The organism is Streptomyces sp. NPDC014882 (assembly GCF_043081325.1).
GTDB lineage: Bacteria > Actinomycetota > Actinomycetes > Streptomycetales > Streptomycetaceae > Streptomyces.
Genome location: NZ_JBIBWL010000002.1, coordinates 366,113 through 382,009 on the forward strand (window position 1 = coordinate 366,113; position 15,897 = coordinate 382,009).

Genomic DNA, 15,897 nt, shown 5'->3' on the forward strand with positions numbered 1-15,897 from the left:
ATGGCCTAGAAGAATCCGCAGGTCGGGGCCGATGCACCGGCGGGTGCCGGGGCGCCGGCCACCCCGTCGGGCACCGAGATCTCCAGACGGGTGCCGTCGGGGTCGTGGAAGAAGACGCCGCCGGAGGCCGCGCCCTCGTGGTGGGCGACGACGCCCTCGTGGGCGAAGTCGGCGCCGTGGGCCCGCAGGGCCGCCTCGTACTCCCGGAGCCGCTCCACCGAGTCGGCCTCGAAGGCGAGGTGGTGCAGACCCGCGCGGGCTCCGTCGTACGGCCCCCGCGCCTGCTGCCAGAGCGTGAGGACGAGCCGGTCGCCGTCCCCGAGGAAGGCGTACCGCCGGCCCTCCTCCTTGCCCTCGCCGACGAGGGCGAAGCCCATGACCTCGCGGTAGAAGGCGAGGGAGCGGTCGAGGTCGGTGACGTTCAGGCCGATGTGGCCGGTGCGCAGGGTCATGACGGGGGTCCCCTTCGACGGAGGCAGGCCAGCATTTCTAACCTGCATTCATGACATTAAAGGTTAGAGAAGGGCGCGTCAACCGGTCACGTACTCTTTACTGGTTAGTGCGGAAGGAGCCCCCGATGTCCCCCACCACCCCCGACCCGCGCCCCCTGACCGGCGAACCCCTCGCCCTCGACCTGCTCAACACGCGCTGGATGCGGGACGGCGTCCTCCAGGACCTGCTGACCGGCACGGACGGGCTGGCGGTGTGGCTGGCCGCGAACGGGCTGGACGGGCGGTTCACCGCGGACGAGGGCACCCTGCGGCACGTCCTGCGGGCGCGCGACGCGCTGAAGGCGGCCGTCGACGGGGCTGCGGCCGGAACGGCGGCGGGCCACGGGCCGGCGGACGGAGCGGACGGGGTGGACGGGGTGGACGGGGTGGACGGGGTGGACGGGGTGGACGGGGTGGACGGGGTGGACGGGGTGGACGCCGTGCTGGAGCACGGCCGGATCCGCCCCGTCCTCACCCCCGAAGGCCCCGGCGAGCGCGCGGAGTTCGCGGACGCGACGTGGGGGCCGGCGTGGCTGGCCGCCCGCAACTACCTGGAGCTGCTCGCCACCGCGCCCGACCGGATCCGCCGCTGCGCGCACGAGGCGTGCGTCCTGCACTTCTTCGACACCTCGCGCAACGGCACCCGCCGCTGGTGTTCGATGGCGGCCTGCGGCAACCGCGCGAAGGCGTCCCGCCACTACGCCCGCACGAAGGACGCCTGACCCGCGCTCCGGCGGCGCCCGACCCCGGCCGGACGCGGCCGCCGCGCCCGGCCGGTGGCCGTCCGGCAGCCACGCGACACCGGGCCGTCGGCATCCGGACGGCCGAAAGCCCTTGCACAGGTGACCCATAGAGGGTTTTCCCCATACATCCATATCGATTCGGCCAACTCTTCCCAAACATCCGTCCCTTGGACAAGGCTGTGCGATCGTCCGGGATCACATTCCGGCGACCGCGATCAGGCAGGAACGGCCCGGTCGCGTGACGCTCGTTCCTTTACCTCCAAGGGATGCCGATGACCCACACCCCCCAGCGCGAACCGATACCCGGCGCGAGACGCGCGGCCCGGATCGCCGCGGCCGCCGGTCTGGTGGCCGCACTGTCCGCGGCCGGGCCGATGCCCCTGGCCCTCGCCGCCGGCCAGACCCCGGCCGCCGACCCCGGCGTGAAGTCCGCCGCCGCCAAGCTCGGTTCCGACGACGCCGACGTCCTCGCCGACGCCAAGGCCGCCGGCGACAAGAACGTCACCCTGATGGTCGCCACCTCGCCCGGGAAGACCGAGCAGGTCGCCGACGAGCTGGACGCGGTCAAGGGCGGTTCCGTCGGCCGGTCCTACGACAAGCTCGGCTACGTCCGCGCCACCGTCCCGACCGCCAAGGCGGACGCGGCCATCGCCGCCGCGGCCAAGCTGTCCTCGGTGCACGCGATCGACCTGCGGCAGGAGATCGCCCTCGACGACCCGACGCCGAGCGCCGACACGGCGAAGGGCGCGGCCGCCACCGCGAGCGCGACGACGTACCCCGCGCCCGGCAGGAGGACCCCGGCCGAGAACCCGTACAACCCGTCCTTCGAGACGGGCGCCGTCGACTTCGTGGCCGACCACCCGAAGGCGGACGGCCGCGGCGTCACCATCGGCGTGCTGGACTCCGGCGTGGACCTCGGACACCCCGCGCTCCAGAAGACCACCACCGGTGAGCGCAAGATCGTCGACTGGGTCACCGCGACCGACCCGATCGTCGACGGCGACGGCACCTGGCGCCGGATGACCAACCCCGTCAGCGGCCCGGTCTTCACCTACGGCGGCGCGTCCTGGAAGGCGCCCGAGGGCGGCTACCAGGTCAACCTGTTCCGCGAGTCGGTCACCGCCGGCGGCGACGCCAAGGGCGACGCCAACCGGGACGGCGACACCACCGACGTCTGGGGCCTGCTCTACGACCCGGCCGCCGGCACCGTCCGCGTCGACCTGAACAACAACTTCGACTTCACCGACGACGCGCCGATGAAGCCGTACAAGGACGGGTACCAGGTCGGCTACTTCGGCACCGACGACCCGGCCACCGACGTCGCCGAGCGGCAGCCGTTCGTGGTCGAGATCCGCAAGGACGTGCCCACCGACCCGTACGGCGGCGACTGGGTCGGCAAGAAGGCCGACTTCGTCAACGTCGGCATCATCGAGTCCGAGCACGGCACCCACGTCGCGGGCATCACCGCGGCCAACGGCCTGTTCGGCGGGAAGATGAACGGTGCCGCCCCCGGCGCCAAGGTCGTCTCCTCCCGCGCCTGCTCCTGGAGCGGCGGCTGCACCAACGTGGCGCTCACCGAGGGCATGATCGACCTGGTCGTGAACCGCGGCGTCGACATCGTCAACATGTCCATCGGCGGCCTCCCGGCGCTGAACGACGGCAACAACGCGCGCGCCGAGCTGTACACGCGCCTCATCGACACCTACGGCGTCCAGCTCGTCATCTCGGCGGGCAACGAGGGCCCCGGCGCCAACACGATCGGCGACCCCGGCCTGGCCGACAAGGTCATCTCGGTCGGCGCGGCCATCTCCAAGGAGACCTGGGCCGCCAACTACGGCTCGCAGGTGAAGAAGAAGTACGCGCTGCTGCCGTTCTCCTCGCGCGGCCCGCGTGAGGACGGCGGCTTCACGCCGACCCTCGTCGCGCCGGGCGCGGCCATCAACACCATCCAGACCTGGCTGCCGGGCGCCCCGGTCGCCGAGTCCGGGTACAAGCTGCCGGCCGGCTACGCGATGCTCCAGGGCACCTCGATGGCCTCCCCGCAGGCCGCCGGCGCCTCCGCGCTGCTGCTGAGCGCCGCGAAGCAGAAGGGCATCGCGCTGACGCCCGCCGTCCTGCGCACGGCGCTGACCTCGACCGCCGACCACGTCAAGGGCCTCCAGGCCTACGAGGAGGGCGCGGGCGCCATCAACATCGTGGACGCCTGGGACTCCATCAAGGACGGCGCCACCGCCCACGAGTACGCGGTCAAGGCCCCGGTCGACACCGCGATCGACTTCGCCCTGAAGACGCCCGGCTTCGGCACCGGCATCTACGACCGCGAGGGCGGCCTGAAGGCCGGTCAGAAGAAGACGTACGACGTCACCATCACGCGGACGACCGGCGCCGACAAGGCGGTCCGCCACGAGCTGCACCTCGAGAACAACGCGGCCGGCACCTTCCGGATCCTCGGCTCGGACGAGGTCAAGCTGCCGCTGAACCAGCCGGTGACCGTCAAGGTCCAGGCCGCCCCGAGGTCCGCCGGCATCAAGAGCGCGATCCTCGAGGTCGACGACCCGCGCACCGAGGGCATCGACAAGCAGGTCCTGAACACGGTCGTCGTCTCGACGCCGGTGGCGCACACGTTCTCCGCGCAGAACACCGTGCAGCGCAACAGCTCGCAGCACTACTTCCTGACCGTGCCCGAGGGCGCGACGTCGCTGGAGGTCGCGATGAGCGGGCTGAAGGACAAGAGCCAGACCCGGTTCATCTCGATCCACCCCTACGGTGTCGCCGTCGAGGACAGCGCCACCGTCTACTGCTACAACAACTACCTCGACGGCAACGGCTGCAAGCCGGACGCGCGTTCCTACGCCGACCCGCAGCCCGGCGTCTGGGAGATCGAGGTCGAGTCGCGCCGCACGTCGCCGCTGCTCGACAACCCGTACAAGCTGGACGTCACCGTGTACGGCGCGGCCTTCGACCCGGCGACCGTGACCGTGCCCGAGGCGAAGGTCGGCACCCCGGCCGCCGTCTCCTGGAAGGTGACGAACAACTTCGCCGCCATCGACGGCAAGCTGACGGGGGGCCCGCTCGGCTCGTCCAAGGCGGACCGCCCGACCATCGCGGACCACGAGAACCGGACGACCACGGTCGAGGTGCCCGCGGGCGCCAAGTCCCTGGACGTCTCCATCGGCGGTGTCTCCGACGCCTCCGCCGACCTCGACCTGACCGTGTACGACGCGGCCGGCAACCAGGTCGCGCAGCAGGCCGACGGCGACTCCGAGGAGGCCGTGTCCATCCCGTCGCCCGCCGCCGGGACGTACACCATCGAGGTCGCGGGCTACTCGGTGCCGGCCGGCACCACCGCGTACGACTACCTGGACGTGTTCTACTCGTCCTCGCTCGGCACGGTCGACGTCGACGGTTCGACGCCGGTGAAGCTCGCCACGGGCGCCTCGGCGGCGGTCTCCGCGACCGTCACCGCCGCGGCCCCGGCGCCCGCGGGCCGGTCCTTCTTCGGCCAGGTCCAGCTGGTGAACGCGCGCGGCACCGTCGCGGGCCTCGGCAGCGTGGTCATCGAGAAGGTCACGCAGTAACGCAGTAACACGGCAGCACAAGGGCTCGGTGGCGCGATGAGCGGCTGAGCGAAGGGGGCGGGCGTCCGGTCGGGCGCCCGCCCCTCTCCCGTGCGCGGCTCGTTCCTCCCGCGCGCGGCTCATTCGCAGGACGCGCCGTCCGCCCCGGGCAGCGCGCGGGCCAGCGCCGAGCGGCCGGCGGCGATCTCGGCCTCGCCGACGGCCCACACGTCGGGAGAGTCGGACCCCGCCGGGATGCCGACCAGGACGTGATCGCCCTCCGCGACCAGCGGGTCCACGTCCCGCTCCACCACGAGGCCGACCTCCCCCCGGGCGGTGGTCCCGGGCACGTAGGAGCGGGTCACGCGCAGGGTGACCCGCCGGCGGGAGGTGCCGTGCACCGGGACGACCTCCGTGACGTCGCCCTCGGCCACCAGCCGGGCGCAGGCGAGGTAGCCGGGGTCGCCGAGGGGACCGCCGGCGGCGCCGGACGCGGCGGCCTTCTCGTCGGCGGCCGGCTTGTCGGCGCCGCTGGACGCGGCGATGTCGTCCGCTCCCCCGTTCACCTGGACGAGCAGCCACCCGCTCCCGGCGACCAGCGCACCGGCCGCCGCCAGCCCGGCCGTCTTCAGCACCAGGGGCAGCAGGCGCCGCCGGGACGGCCGGAACGGCACGGGTGCCGGTCGCCGGGCAGGCTCCGCCGCCGGTGGCCGGGTGAGGGCGTCGGCCAGGACCGCGAGCTGCTCGCGCAGGAGCGCCACGTCGGCCGCGGCGGCGCGGTGCCGGGCCGCGAGGAGGGGATCGGTCCGCGCGTCCTCGGCCGGCGGCACGTCCAGGATGGCCGCCATCAGCGGGTCCATGCCGTCCACCCCGCCGGGAAGCCCGGAAGGGTCGTCACCGCCCCGGCCGTCGTGGCCGCCCCGGCCGCCCCGCCCCTCGTGACCCTCGCGGCCGTCAGGACCCTCGTGCCCGTCGCGGCTCTCGTGCCCGTCGCGGCCCTCATGCTCCTCGCGGCCACCCCGCGTCTCGCGGTCGTCCCCGGTCTCCCCGTGGCCACGTGCCTCCCGGCCGTCGTCGTGGGTCCCGGATTCGTGTGCGGCGGTCATGTCACACCACCTCGTCCTCGTGCAGGCGGGCGCGCAGGGCCCGGACCGCCGTGTGCAGGCGGCTCTTGACCGTGCCCTCCGGGACGCCCAGCTCCTCGGCTATCGAGCGCACCGGCAGGTCGGCGTAGAAACGCAGGACGACCACCTGGCGCTGGGCGTCGGGCAGGTCGTCCAGGCCCTGGGCGACGGCGAGGGAGAGCACGCTGGTGTCCTCGCCGGAGGGGTGGTCGTGCCGGCGCAGGGACGCCAGCCGCTCCCCGAGGCGTTCCTGGCGGCGCTTGGCCCGGTGCCAGTCCATGGCGAGGTTGGAGGCGACGACGGCCGCCCACGCCGAGACGTCCCGCGGGGCGTCGTACCCCTTGGCGGCCCGCTCCAGCAGCCGGAGGCGGACCTGCTGCACCCCGTCCGGCAGGTCCGCCTGCGGTACCCCGCCCAGCGCGAGCACCGCCCGCACCCGGCGTTCCTGCGCCGCGTCCAGCGGGTCACCGTGCGCGGTGTCCTCCCCCGGTCCGCGGCGGGCCGTTCTGCGCAGCACGGACACCCCTCCCCTCCCCGTGTCCCCCCTACGACGCCGCGGCGCGCGGAAACGTTCGGCACGGTGCCGGGAAATCGTTCGGAGGCGTACGTCACACCGCCGCGCGCGGCAGCACGGCTTGCGGCGGGGAACCCGGGCGGGGCGAATTCCTCCAGTTCGGCGGGGGTGCGGGCGGGAGTTCCCGAACCGTGCGGGGGCGCGGGGCGTCCCAGTCCTCGGGCATGGCGGTCAAAGGATTGGACAGGCGGGCCCATGTCGGCCGCATCATGGAAAAGCCTCGGCCAGGCACCATGCACGCAGAAGCGCAGAAGCAGAGACAGAGGGAGTCGCCGTGAGGGTCGGAATCGTCGGAGCCACCGGTCAGGTCGGCACGGTCATGCGCAGGATCCTCAAGGAGCGGGACTTCCCGGTCACGGAGCTGCGCCTGTTCGCCTCGGCCCGTTCCGCGGGCACCGAGCTGGACGGCGTGACGGTCGAGGACGCGGCGACCGCCGACTACTCCGGCCTCGACATCGTGCTGTTCTCCGCCGGCGGCGCGACCTCGAAGGCGCTGGCCGAGAAGGTCGCCTCGCAGGGCGCTGTCGTGATCGACAACTCCTCGGCCTGGCGCCGCGACCCCGACGTGCCGCTGGTCGTCTCCGAGGTGAACCCGCACGCGATCGCGAACCGGCCCAAGGGCATCATCGCCAACCCGAACTGCACCACGATGGCCGCGATGCCGGTCCTCAGGCCGCTGCACGCCGAGGCGGGCCTGGAGGCACTGGTCGTCGCCACCTACCAGGCGGTGTCCGGCTCCGGTGTCGCGGGCGTCGCGGAGCTGCACGGCCAGGCGCAGAAGGTCGTCGCCGACGCCGACCGGCTCACCCACGACGGCGAGGCCGTCGACTTCCCGCAGCCGCAGGTCTACCGGCGGCCCATCGCCTTCAACGTCGTCCCGCTGGCCGGCTCGATCGTCGACGACGGCCTGAACGAGACGGACGAGGAGCAGAAGCTCCGCAACGAGTCCCGCAAGATCCTGGAGATCCCCGACCTGAAGGTCTCCGGCACCTGCGTGCGCGTCCCGGTGTTCTCCGGCCACTCCCTCCAGGTCAACGCCCGTTTCGCGCGCCCGATCAGCGCCGAGCGCGCCACCGAGCTGCTCGCCGACGCCGAGGGCGTCGTCCTCACCGACATCCCGACCCCGCTCCAGGCGGCCGGCAAGGACCCGTCGTACGTGGGCCGCATCCGCCGGGACGAGACCGTGGACAACGGCCTCGCCCTGTTCGTCTCCAACGACAACCTGCGCAAGGGCGCGGCCCTGAACGCGGTGCAGATCGCGGAGCTGGTGGCGGCGGAGCTGAAGGGCTAGTCAGCCCCCGGTGACCTCCGCGGTCGCCTCTCCGGCCGCCTCCGCGGTCACCTCGTACAGGTAGCAGCCGTACTCGACGGCCCGGACGTGGACGAGCGCCACGGCCGGGTCGTCGAACGCTTCCCCGAGGGCCCGCTCGAACGCCTCCGGCGAGGGGTCCCCGACGAGCCGGCCGCCGAGGATGCGACCGTCGGCGGAGTAGCGGCGCACCGTGCGGTGCGCGTTCGTGAAGGGCAGGGCCCCGCCGTCCCGGTCCGGTCCCGGGCACGGGTCGGCGTGGACGAAGACGGGGCCCTGTTCGTCGTACGCCCCGGGGTCGGTGCCCGTCTCGGCGGCCCGGCGGCGCAGGGGCGCGTAGGAGACGAGGGCGATCCGCTCCCCCGGCGTGCTGTGGCGCAGGCAGCAGCGCAGCGGGGCGCCGCCCTCGTCGTCGGTGAACGCGGCCGGGGGGCGTCCGGCGTCGTCGGTGGCGCGGAGTTCCGCCAGCGCGCCGGGGGCGATGGGGCGGACGGTGAGGGTCCGGGTCCCGAAGGGCCGGTTCGTGGTCGTCATGTCTTCCAGGTTCACGCGCCGCGGGACGTCCCACCGGCGGGTTCCGGACGTCGCGCTGCCGCCGCGGGACGGGACGTCGCGCACGTCTCGCCTTCCGCGTACGGCGAGGGCCCCCGGTACGGCGAGGGGCGCCCGGCGGACACCGGGCGCCCCTCGCCACCGCACGGACGGCGGGCCGTCAGCTCGCGTCCGCGACCTGGGCCCTCAGGGCGCGCTCCACGCCCGAGCGGGCCTCGGAGACGAGGCGGCGCAGGGCCGCGTTCGGCTCGGCCGAGGTCAGCCAGGCGTCGGTCTTGCGCAGGGTCTCCTCGGAGACCTGGACGGCCGGGTAGAGGCCGACCGCGATCTGCTGGGCGATCTCGTGCGAACGGGAGTCCCAGACGTCCTTGACGACGTCGAAGTACCGGTCCGTGTACGGCGCCAGCAGTTCGCGCTGGTCGGTCTGCACGAAGCCGCCGATGACGGCCTCCTGGACGGCGTTGGGCAGCTTGTCGGACTCGACGACCGACGCCCACGCCTCCGCCTTGGCCTCCGCCGTGGGGCGGGCGGCGCGGGCGGTGGCCGCGTGCCGCTCGCCGGCGGCGGTCCGGTCGCGCTCGTACTCGCCGGCGATCTCCGCCTCGTCGAACCGACCGACCGCGGCGAGGCGCTCCACGAACGCCCAGCGCAGCTCGGTGTCGACGGCGAGGCCCTCGATCGTCTGCGTGCCCTCCAGCAGCGCCTCCAGGAGGTCGAGCTGCTCCGGCGTGCGGGCGGTGGCCGCGAACGCGCGCGCCCACGCCAGCTGGTGGTCGCTGCCCGCCTCGGCGGTCCGCAGGTGCGCCAGCGTGGCGTCGGTCCAGCGGGTCAGCAGCGCCTCGCGGGCGGTCGGGTCGGCGTACAGGTCGACGGCGAGCTTGACCTGGCGGTGCAGGGACTGCACCACACCGATGTCGGTCTCCTTGCCGATGCCGGACAGCACCAGCGACAGGTAGTCGCGGGTGGGCAGTTCGGCGTCGCGCGTCATGTCCCAGGCGGACGCCCAGCACAGGGCGCGCGGCAGGGACGCCTCGAAGTCGCCGAGGTGCTCGGTGACGAACGCCAGGGACCGCTCGTCGAGGCGGACCTTGGCGTACGACAGGTCGTCGTCGTTGAGCAGCACGACGTCCGGCCTGCGCCTGCCGGCCAGCTGCGGTACGGCGGTCAGCTCGCCGTCCACGTCCAGCTCGACGCGCTCGCCGCGCACCAGCTTGCCGCTCGCCCCGTCCAGGTCGTACAGGCCGACGGCGATGCGGTGCGGCCGCAGGGTCGGCTCGCCCTTGGCGCCGGCGGGCAGGGCGGGGGCCTCCTGGCGGACGGCGAAGGAGGTGATGACGCCGTCGGCGTCGGTCTCGATCTCGGGGCGCAGGATGTTGATGCCGGCGGTCTGCAGCCACTTCTGCGACCAGGTGCCCAGGTCACGGCCGGAGGTCTCCTCCAGCGCGCCCAGCAGGTCGGACAGCCGGGTGTTGCCGAACGCATGCCGCTTGAAGTAGGCCTGCACGCCCGCGAAGAAGGCGTCCATGCCGACGTAGGCGACGAGCTGCTTCAGGACGGACGCGCCCTTGGCGTAGGTGATGCCGTCGAAGTTGACGAGGACGTCGTCCAGGTCGCGGATCTCGGCCATGATCGGGTGGGTCGACGGCAGCTGGTCCTGCCGGTACGCCCAGGTCTTCATGGAGTTGGCGAACGTCGTCCAGGAGTGCGGCCACCGGCTGTCCGGGGCGTACGCCTGGCAGGCGATGGAGGTGTAGGTGGCGAACGACTCGTTCAGCCACAGGTCGTTCCACCACTCCATGGTGACGAGGTCGCCGAACCACATGTGGGCGAGCTCGTGCAGGATCGTCTCGGCCCGCACCTCGTACGCCGCGTCGGTCACCTTGGACCGGAAGACGTACTGGTCGCGGATGGTCACCGCGCCCGCGTTCTCCATCGCGCCCGCGTTGAACTCCGGCACGAACAGCTGGTCGTACTTCCCGAACGGGTACGCGTAGTCGAACTTCTCCTGGAACCAGTCGAAGCCCTGCCGGGTGACCTCGAAGATCGCGTCCGAGTCGAGGAACTCGGCGAGCGAGGGCCGGCAGTAGATGCCGAGGGGGACGCTCTGGCCGTCCTTCTCGTACACGCTGTGCACGGAGTGGTACGGGCCGACGATCAGCGCGGTGATGTACGTGGAGATCCGCGGGGTCGGCTCGAACACCCAGATGTCGTCCTTGGGTTCCGGCGTCGGCGAGTTGGAGACGACGGTCCAGCCGCTCGGCGCCTTCACCGTGAACTGGAAGGTCGCCTTGAGGTCGGGCTGCTCGAACGAGGCGAAGACGCGGCGGGCGTCCGGGACCTCGAACTGCGTGTACAGGTAGGCCTGCTCGTCGACCGGGTCGACGAACCGGTGCAGTCCCTCACCGGTGTTGGTGTAGGCGCAGTCGGCGACGACGCGCAGGATGTTGCGGCCGGCCGGCAGGCCCGGCAGGGCGATCCTGGAGTCGGCGAACACCTCGGCCGGGTCGAGCGGGTCCCCGTTGAGCGTCACCTCGTGGACGGTCGGCGCCACCAGGTCGATGAAGGACTCGCCGCCCTCCTCCGCGACGTCGAAGCGCACCGTGGTCACGGACCGGTAGGTCCCGCCCTCCTGCGCGCCGGACAGGTCGAGATCGATCTCGTACGAGTCAACGGTGAGCAGCTTCGCCCGCTGCTGCGCCTCTTCGCGAGTCAGGTTTGTGCCAGGCACGCGGTCATCTCCTCGTGATGTGTCGGTTGCGTCATCCTTCCACGGCGGCACCGCGTCGGGCGACGACCTTCCCGGGCGTCTCCGGGGGACCTTCCGGCCGGGCCGCGCCGACGGCCGCGGGGGTGGCGGAGGAGGCGGGGAGGGAGGTGGCGGGGGGCGCGGGGACGGTCACGACGGTCCCGGTACGGCGCGGGCCGAGCTGTCCGGCCACCGTCGCCCCGAACGCCAGTGCCATGCCGGCCAGTTGCGGGACCGTCAGCGTTTCCCCGAGGGCCGCCCAGCCGACCACGGCCGCGGTCAGCGGGGAGAGCGGCGCGAGGAAGGTGACCTGGGTGGCGCTGAGCCGGCCGATCCCGCGGAACCACAGCCAGTACGCGAGCGCCGTGCCCGCCAGCGCCAGGTAGAGGTAGCCGCCGACGGCCGCGGCGTCCAGGGCGGGCGGGGCGCCCTCGACCAGGAGGGCGAGGGGCGCGACGAGCAGACCGCCGACGGTCAGCTGCCAGCCGGCGAGCGCCAGGGGGCCGGCCCCCTCAGGGCTGCCCCACCTCTTGGCCAGGACGAGACCGGCCGACATCGAGGCCGTGGAGGCCACCGCCGCCGACAGGCCGACCGCGTCCAGTCCGCTGGTCGCCCTCAGCACGACCAGGCTGACCCCGAACGCGGCCACGACCCCGGTCAGCAGGGTGCGGGCGGCGGGCCGCTGCCCGAGCAGCAGCGCCGAGAACCCGATGACGAACAGCGGTCCGGCCGAGCCGACGACGGCCGCCATGCCGCCCGGCATCCGGTACGCGGCGAGGAACAGGAGCGGGAAGAACGCGCCGATGTTGAGGACGCCGAGCACCGCCGCCCTGCCCCACCACGCGCCGCGGGGCAGCACCCGGACGAGGGCGAGCAGCAGCAGGCCCGCGGGCAGGGCGCGCACGAGGGAGGTGAACAGCGGGCGGTCGGGCGGCAGGAACTCGGTGGTGACGGCGTAGGTGGTGCCCCAGGAGACGGGGGCGAGGGCGGTGAGCAGGACGGTCGCGGCCCGGTTCATGACCGGCACCCCTCTCGGAGAAAGCAGCTTGGCAATAATTAGCTTAGCTCTAAGCAACTTGCCGTCAAGCTACTTTCTTGCGGCCGACCGGAGGCGGGCGGATACTCCCGGCATGAGTGCACAGTCCGAAGACGCGGCGCGGCCCGAAGACGCGGCGGAGCCCGGAGGCACGGCGGAGGCCGGAGACGTGCCGCGGCCCGAAGGCGCGGCGCAGCCCGGGGACGTGCCGCAGCCGGGCGATGCGGCACGTCCCGAGAACCCGGCGCGGCGCGGACGAACGGCGCGGCGCAGGGACCCGGTCGACGCGATCGTCGAGCAGTGGGCGGTCGAACGGCCCGACCTCGACACCGCCGCCATGGAGGTCTTCGGCCGCGTCTCCCGGCTCGCCCGCGCGATGGGCGACCGCATGGAGAAGGCCTACGCGGGCCTCGGGATCTCGCGCGGCGAGTTCGACGTGCTGGCCACCCTGCGCCGCTCCGGTGAGCCGTACGCCCTCTCGCCCCGCGAGCTGTCGGCGACGCTGATGCTCACCACCGGCGGCATGACGGGCCGCCTCGACAAGCTGGAACGGGCCGGACTCCTGCGCCGCTCCCCCGACCCGCACGACCGCCGGGGTCTCCAGGTGACCCTGACCGAGCGGGGCCTGGCCGTGGTCGAGGAGGCGGTGGGCGCGGGCCTCGCCGTCCAGACGGAGGCCCTGAGCGCGGCCCTGGACGCCGGACAGGCCGGCCGACTGGCCGACCTGCTGAGGGAACTGCTGCTCGCGACGGAGCGGTAGGCGCGGACGGCGGGTGCGGGCCGTAGGTGCGGACGGCGGGTGTGAAGGGCGGGTGCCGGCCGGAGGACGGCGGGCGCGCGGTGGGCGTGATGGGGGTGCCGGCCGGAGGACGGGCGGGCGCGGGCGGTTCAGCCGACGTGGGTGGCGAGCGCCGCCTCGATCGCCGCCGGGGACGCGTCGTCGGCCGCCCAGGCGACGTACCCGTCGGGCCGCACCAGCAGCGCCGTGCGCCGGCCGCCCGCCCAGTGCCGCACCGCCAGGCGGTCCTCGCGGGGCCCGTCCGGTCCGTCGTGGGCGCCGTGGACGCCCGGCGGGACGACGAGGACGAAACGGCCGCCGCGCTGGGCCTCGTACAGACGGCCGCCGTCCGCGAAGGTGACGTCGGGGACGCGGGCGCCGGTCAGGCGGTGGGCGCCGCGCGGGGCCGGATAGCGGTAGCCGATGCCGGTGACCTGGCCGACCGCCCTGCGCCGGACGGGACCGACGTGGTCCAGGAACGCGGTGAGCGCGGCGCGCAGGGCCAGGGTCCAGGGGCGCTCGGCCATGGCGAGGCGGACGATGCCGCCGCTGCTGCGGAGGACCGACCTGCCGACGGGGTGGCGTTCGGCCTGGTAGGTGTCGAGGAGGCCGGCGGCCGCGTGGCCGTTGACCACCTGGGCGAGCTTCCAGCCCAGGTTGGCCGCGTCCTGGAGGCCGGTGTTCATGCCCTGCCCGCCGGCCGGGGTGTGCACGTGCGCGGCGTCCCCGGCGAGGAGGACGCGCCCGACGCGGTAGGCGGGGGCCTGGCGCTCGTCGCTGTGGAAGCGGGACATCCAGCGGGCGTCGTGCATCCCGAAGTCGCGGCCGAGGGCCAACCGGGTGACCTCCTTGACCTCGTCGAGGCGCAGGGGCTCGGTGTCGGGGACGTCGCGGGCCCGGTTCCAGGCGATCACCCGGTGGTAGCCGTCGCCGAAGGGCGCGAGGAAGGCGAAGGCGCCGCCGGCGGCGTCGACGGTGAGCAGCGTCTCGGGCTCCTCGGCGAGACGGACGTCGGCCAGGACGACGGAGCGGATGACGGAGCGGCCGGGGAAGGGCAGCCCGAGGGCGTTCCGTACGGCGCTGCGCATGCCGTCGGCGCCGACGACGTACCCGGCGCGGAGCGTGCCGGCGGCGCCGGCGGAGGTCCGGACCTCGACCGTCACCCCGTCCGCGTCCTGGACCAGCCCGGTCACCTCGGTGCCGTACCGGAACTCCACCCCCGCCTCGACCGCCCGCTGCTCCAGCACCTTCTCGACCTCGTACTGCGGGACGACGAGGAGGTGGCGGAAGCGGGAGGGGAGGGTGTCGAGGGTGAGGGTGAGCCTGCCGAAGAGGCGGAGCCGGTCGAGGGGGCGGCCGACGGCCTCCAGCGGATCGGCGAGACCGCGGCCGTCGAGCTGCTCCAGGGTGCGGGCGTGCAGGACGAAGGCGCGGGAGAGGTTGCCGATCGCGTGCGGGCGCTTCTCCAGCAGGGTGACGGACACACCGGCGGTGGCGAGGTCTCCGGCGAGGAGGAGGCCGGTGGGACCGGAGCCGACGACGATCACGGGACGGGTGAGGGGGAGGTCGGTGGTGGGGCCGGTGGGGCCGGCCGTACCAGTCGTGCCGTTCATGAGGGCCTCCTGGAGTGCCAACGCTCGTTTACCAACACCTGTCGGCCGGCATTCGCCGGCCGACAGCCGTTTGCCTGCAACTGACTGCCAACATTTGTTGGCAAACGCTTGTAGGCAACGCTAGGGCTGGGGCGAGTGGCGTGTCAACACATGTTGGCCTACGCTCGTTGGCATGCCTGACGGTCGACCCGACGCCTCCGCCTCCGCCCCCACCACCCGCCGCCGCTCCGACGCCACGCGCGGCGCGATCCTCGACGCCGCCCGGGAGCGGTTCGCCGCGGACGGGTACGAGCGGGCCACCATCCGGGCCGTCGCCCGGGACGCGAACATCGATCCGTCCATGGTGATGCGCTACTACGGCAGCAAGGAGGGCCTCTTCGCGGCGGCCGTCTCCGTCGACCTGAGGCTGCCGGACCTGTCCGCGTTCGCCCGTGAGGACGCCGGGCGGGCCCTCGTCACGCACTTCCTCGACATGTGGGAGGAGAACGAGGTCCTCACCGCCCTGCTCCGCGTCGGCGTGACCAACCAGGCCGGGGCGGAGCGGATGCAGGCCATCTTCCGCGACCAGTTGCTGCCGGTCGCCCGCGCGGTGTGCCCGGACCCGGAGCAGACGCCGGCCCGTGCCGCGCTCTGCGCCGCTCAGCTGCTGGGGCTCGCGCTGACCCGTTACGTGCTGCGCTTCCCGCCCGCCGTGGCGCTGACCCGGCAGGAGGCCGTGGCCTGGCTGGCGCCGACCGTGCAGCGGTACCTCACCGCTCCGCACCCGTAGGCGCCGAAGCCGTGGGCGCCGTACTCGTGAGCGCCACCGGCGTGGACGCCGCCCTCATGGACGCCGCCCGCGGGGGAGTCTCGTTCGCGGGCGTCACTCCCGCGGGTGCCGCGCGCGGGGGCGCCGTACGACACGCGTGGGCGCCGCACTTGCAGGCGCCCCGTACTCGTGGGCGCCGTACGACGCGCGAGGGCGCCGTCTCCGGCGTCGTACGGCGGGGTGCGCGTACGGACGGCGGGGACGGCGCCCTCGAGAGGTGTGCCGGGAGAAGGGTCAGCCGGCCTTGGCGGCCGTGGCGGCGTCGCCCTTCACGGTGATGTTGGAGCTGGTGGTGTCGCCGCGGTCCTTCGACCGGTCCAGCACCCACACCAGGCCGGTGATGACCGCGAACAGGGCGAGCGGAGCCAGCACGTAGAGGCCGAGCGTCTCGATGACGCTGAGGCCCGGACCGGGGTCGTCGCCGTCGTCGCGGGTCAGCGCGAGCGCGGGGGACGACATGAGCAGCATCATCAGCGTCGTACCGGCAGCCAGGGCGCCGGCGCGCAGGGCGTTCTTCTTGTCCACGGTGCCAAGTTAGCGAACGGGGTTCGGGCGCGCGCGTCCGG

13 protein-coding genes are annotated in these 15,897 nt (G+C 73.6%); 5 read left to right on the top strand and 8 right to left on the bottom strand.

The genetic code is table 11. The features are described 5' to 3' along the window. Positions 1-5: 5 nt before the first annotated feature. The gene (locus ACF09K_RS06175) at positions 6-452 is read right to left on the bottom strand and encodes a VOC family protein (protein WP_392241309.1); all 447 of its coding nucleotides are present in this window, start codon (positions 450-452) and stop codon (positions 6-8) included. Positions 453-577: 125 nt separating this feature from the next. Here ACF09K_RS06175 and ACF09K_RS06180 point away from each other — a divergent pair, with 125 nt between their 5' ends. After that, the gene (locus ACF09K_RS06180) at positions 578-1,213 is read left to right on the top strand and encodes a CGNR zinc finger domain-containing protein (RefSeq protein WP_392241310.1); all 636 of its coding nucleotides are present in this window, start codon (positions 578-580) and stop codon (positions 1,211-1,213) included. A 293-nt stretch (positions 1,214-1,506) separates the two neighbouring features. Next, positions 1,507-4,812, top strand: a complete 3,306-nt coding sequence (locus ACF09K_RS06185) for a S8 family serine peptidase (protein ID WP_392241311.1) — start codon at positions 1,507-1,509, stop codon at positions 4,810-4,812. 119 nt (positions 4,813-4,931) lie between these two features. Here ACF09K_RS06185 and ACF09K_RS06190 read toward each other — a convergent pair whose 3' ends face one another. Further along, positions 4,932-5,897 carry a hypothetical protein gene (locus ACF09K_RS06190; RefSeq protein WP_392241312.1) on the bottom strand — a complete coding sequence of 322 codons (966 nt, stop codon included), beginning with the start codon at positions 5,895-5,897 and terminating at the stop codon, positions 4,932-4,934. Between the two features lies 1 nt (position 5,898). Then, positions 5,899-6,432: a sigma-70 family RNA polymerase sigma factor gene (locus ACF09K_RS06195; protein WP_392241313.1), complete on the bottom strand. Its 534-nt coding sequence runs from the start codon at positions 6,430-6,432 to the stop codon at positions 5,899-5,901. Between the two features lie 331 nt (positions 6,433-6,763). On the opposite strand from ACF09K_RS06195, the gene ACF09K_RS06200 reads away from it, so the two are divergent. Next, entirely contained in the window at positions 6,764-7,780 is a 1,017-nt protein-coding gene (locus ACF09K_RS06200; protein WP_392241314.1) for an aspartate-semialdehyde dehydrogenase, read from the top strand. Here the strand turns inward: ACF09K_RS06200 and ACF09K_RS06205 are convergent, their stop codons facing one another. The 3 genes from ACF09K_RS06205 to ACF09K_RS06215 all read right to left on the bottom strand — a co-directional run bounded on the left by ACF09K_RS06205 (position 7,781) and on the right by ACF09K_RS06215 (position 12,114). Continuing rightward, positions 7,781-8,332, bottom strand: a complete 552-nt coding sequence (locus ACF09K_RS06205; RefSeq protein ID WP_392241315.1) for a DUF1203 domain-containing protein — start codon at positions 8,330-8,332, stop codon at positions 7,781-7,783. A gap of 178 nt (positions 8,333-8,510) precedes the next feature. Then, entirely contained in the window at positions 8,511-11,078 is a 2,568-nt protein-coding gene (gene pepN, locus ACF09K_RS06210) for an aminopeptidase N (RefSeq protein WP_392241316.1), read from the bottom strand. 31 nt (positions 11,079-11,109) lie between these two features. Continuing rightward, positions 11,110-12,114: an EamA family transporter gene (locus ACF09K_RS06215; protein WP_392241317.1), complete on the bottom strand. Its 1,005-nt coding sequence runs from the start codon at positions 12,112-12,114 to the stop codon at positions 11,110-11,112. A 307-nt stretch (positions 12,115-12,421) separates the two neighbouring features. On the opposite strand from ACF09K_RS06215, the gene ACF09K_RS06220 reads away from it, so the two are divergent. Next, entirely contained in the window at positions 12,422-12,892 is a 471-nt protein-coding gene (locus tag ACF09K_RS06220; RefSeq protein WP_392241638.1) for a MarR family winged helix-turn-helix transcriptional regulator, read from the top strand. 128 nt (positions 12,893-13,020) lie between these two features. On the opposite strand, the gene ACF09K_RS06225 is transcribed toward ACF09K_RS06220, so the two are convergent. Further along, the gene (locus tag ACF09K_RS06225; RefSeq protein WP_392241318.1) at positions 13,021-14,523 is read right to left on the bottom strand and encodes an FAD-dependent monooxygenase; all 1,503 of its coding nucleotides are present in this window, start codon (positions 14,521-14,523) and stop codon (positions 13,021-13,023) included. A gap of 172 nt (positions 14,524-14,695) precedes the next feature. On the opposite strand from ACF09K_RS06225, the gene ACF09K_RS06230 reads away from it, so the two are divergent. Then, a complete protein-coding gene (locus ACF09K_RS06230; protein WP_392241319.1) occupies positions 14,696-15,292 on the top strand; it encodes a TetR family transcriptional regulator in 597 nt (198 codons plus the stop codon). 273 nt (positions 15,293-15,565) lie between these two features. On the opposite strand, the gene ACF09K_RS06235 is transcribed toward ACF09K_RS06230, so the two are convergent. Beyond that, positions 15,566-15,856, bottom strand: a complete 291-nt coding sequence (locus ACF09K_RS06235; RefSeq protein ID WP_392241320.1) for a hypothetical protein — start codon at positions 15,854-15,856, stop codon at positions 15,566-15,568. Positions 15,857-15,897: the final 41 nt, after the last annotated feature.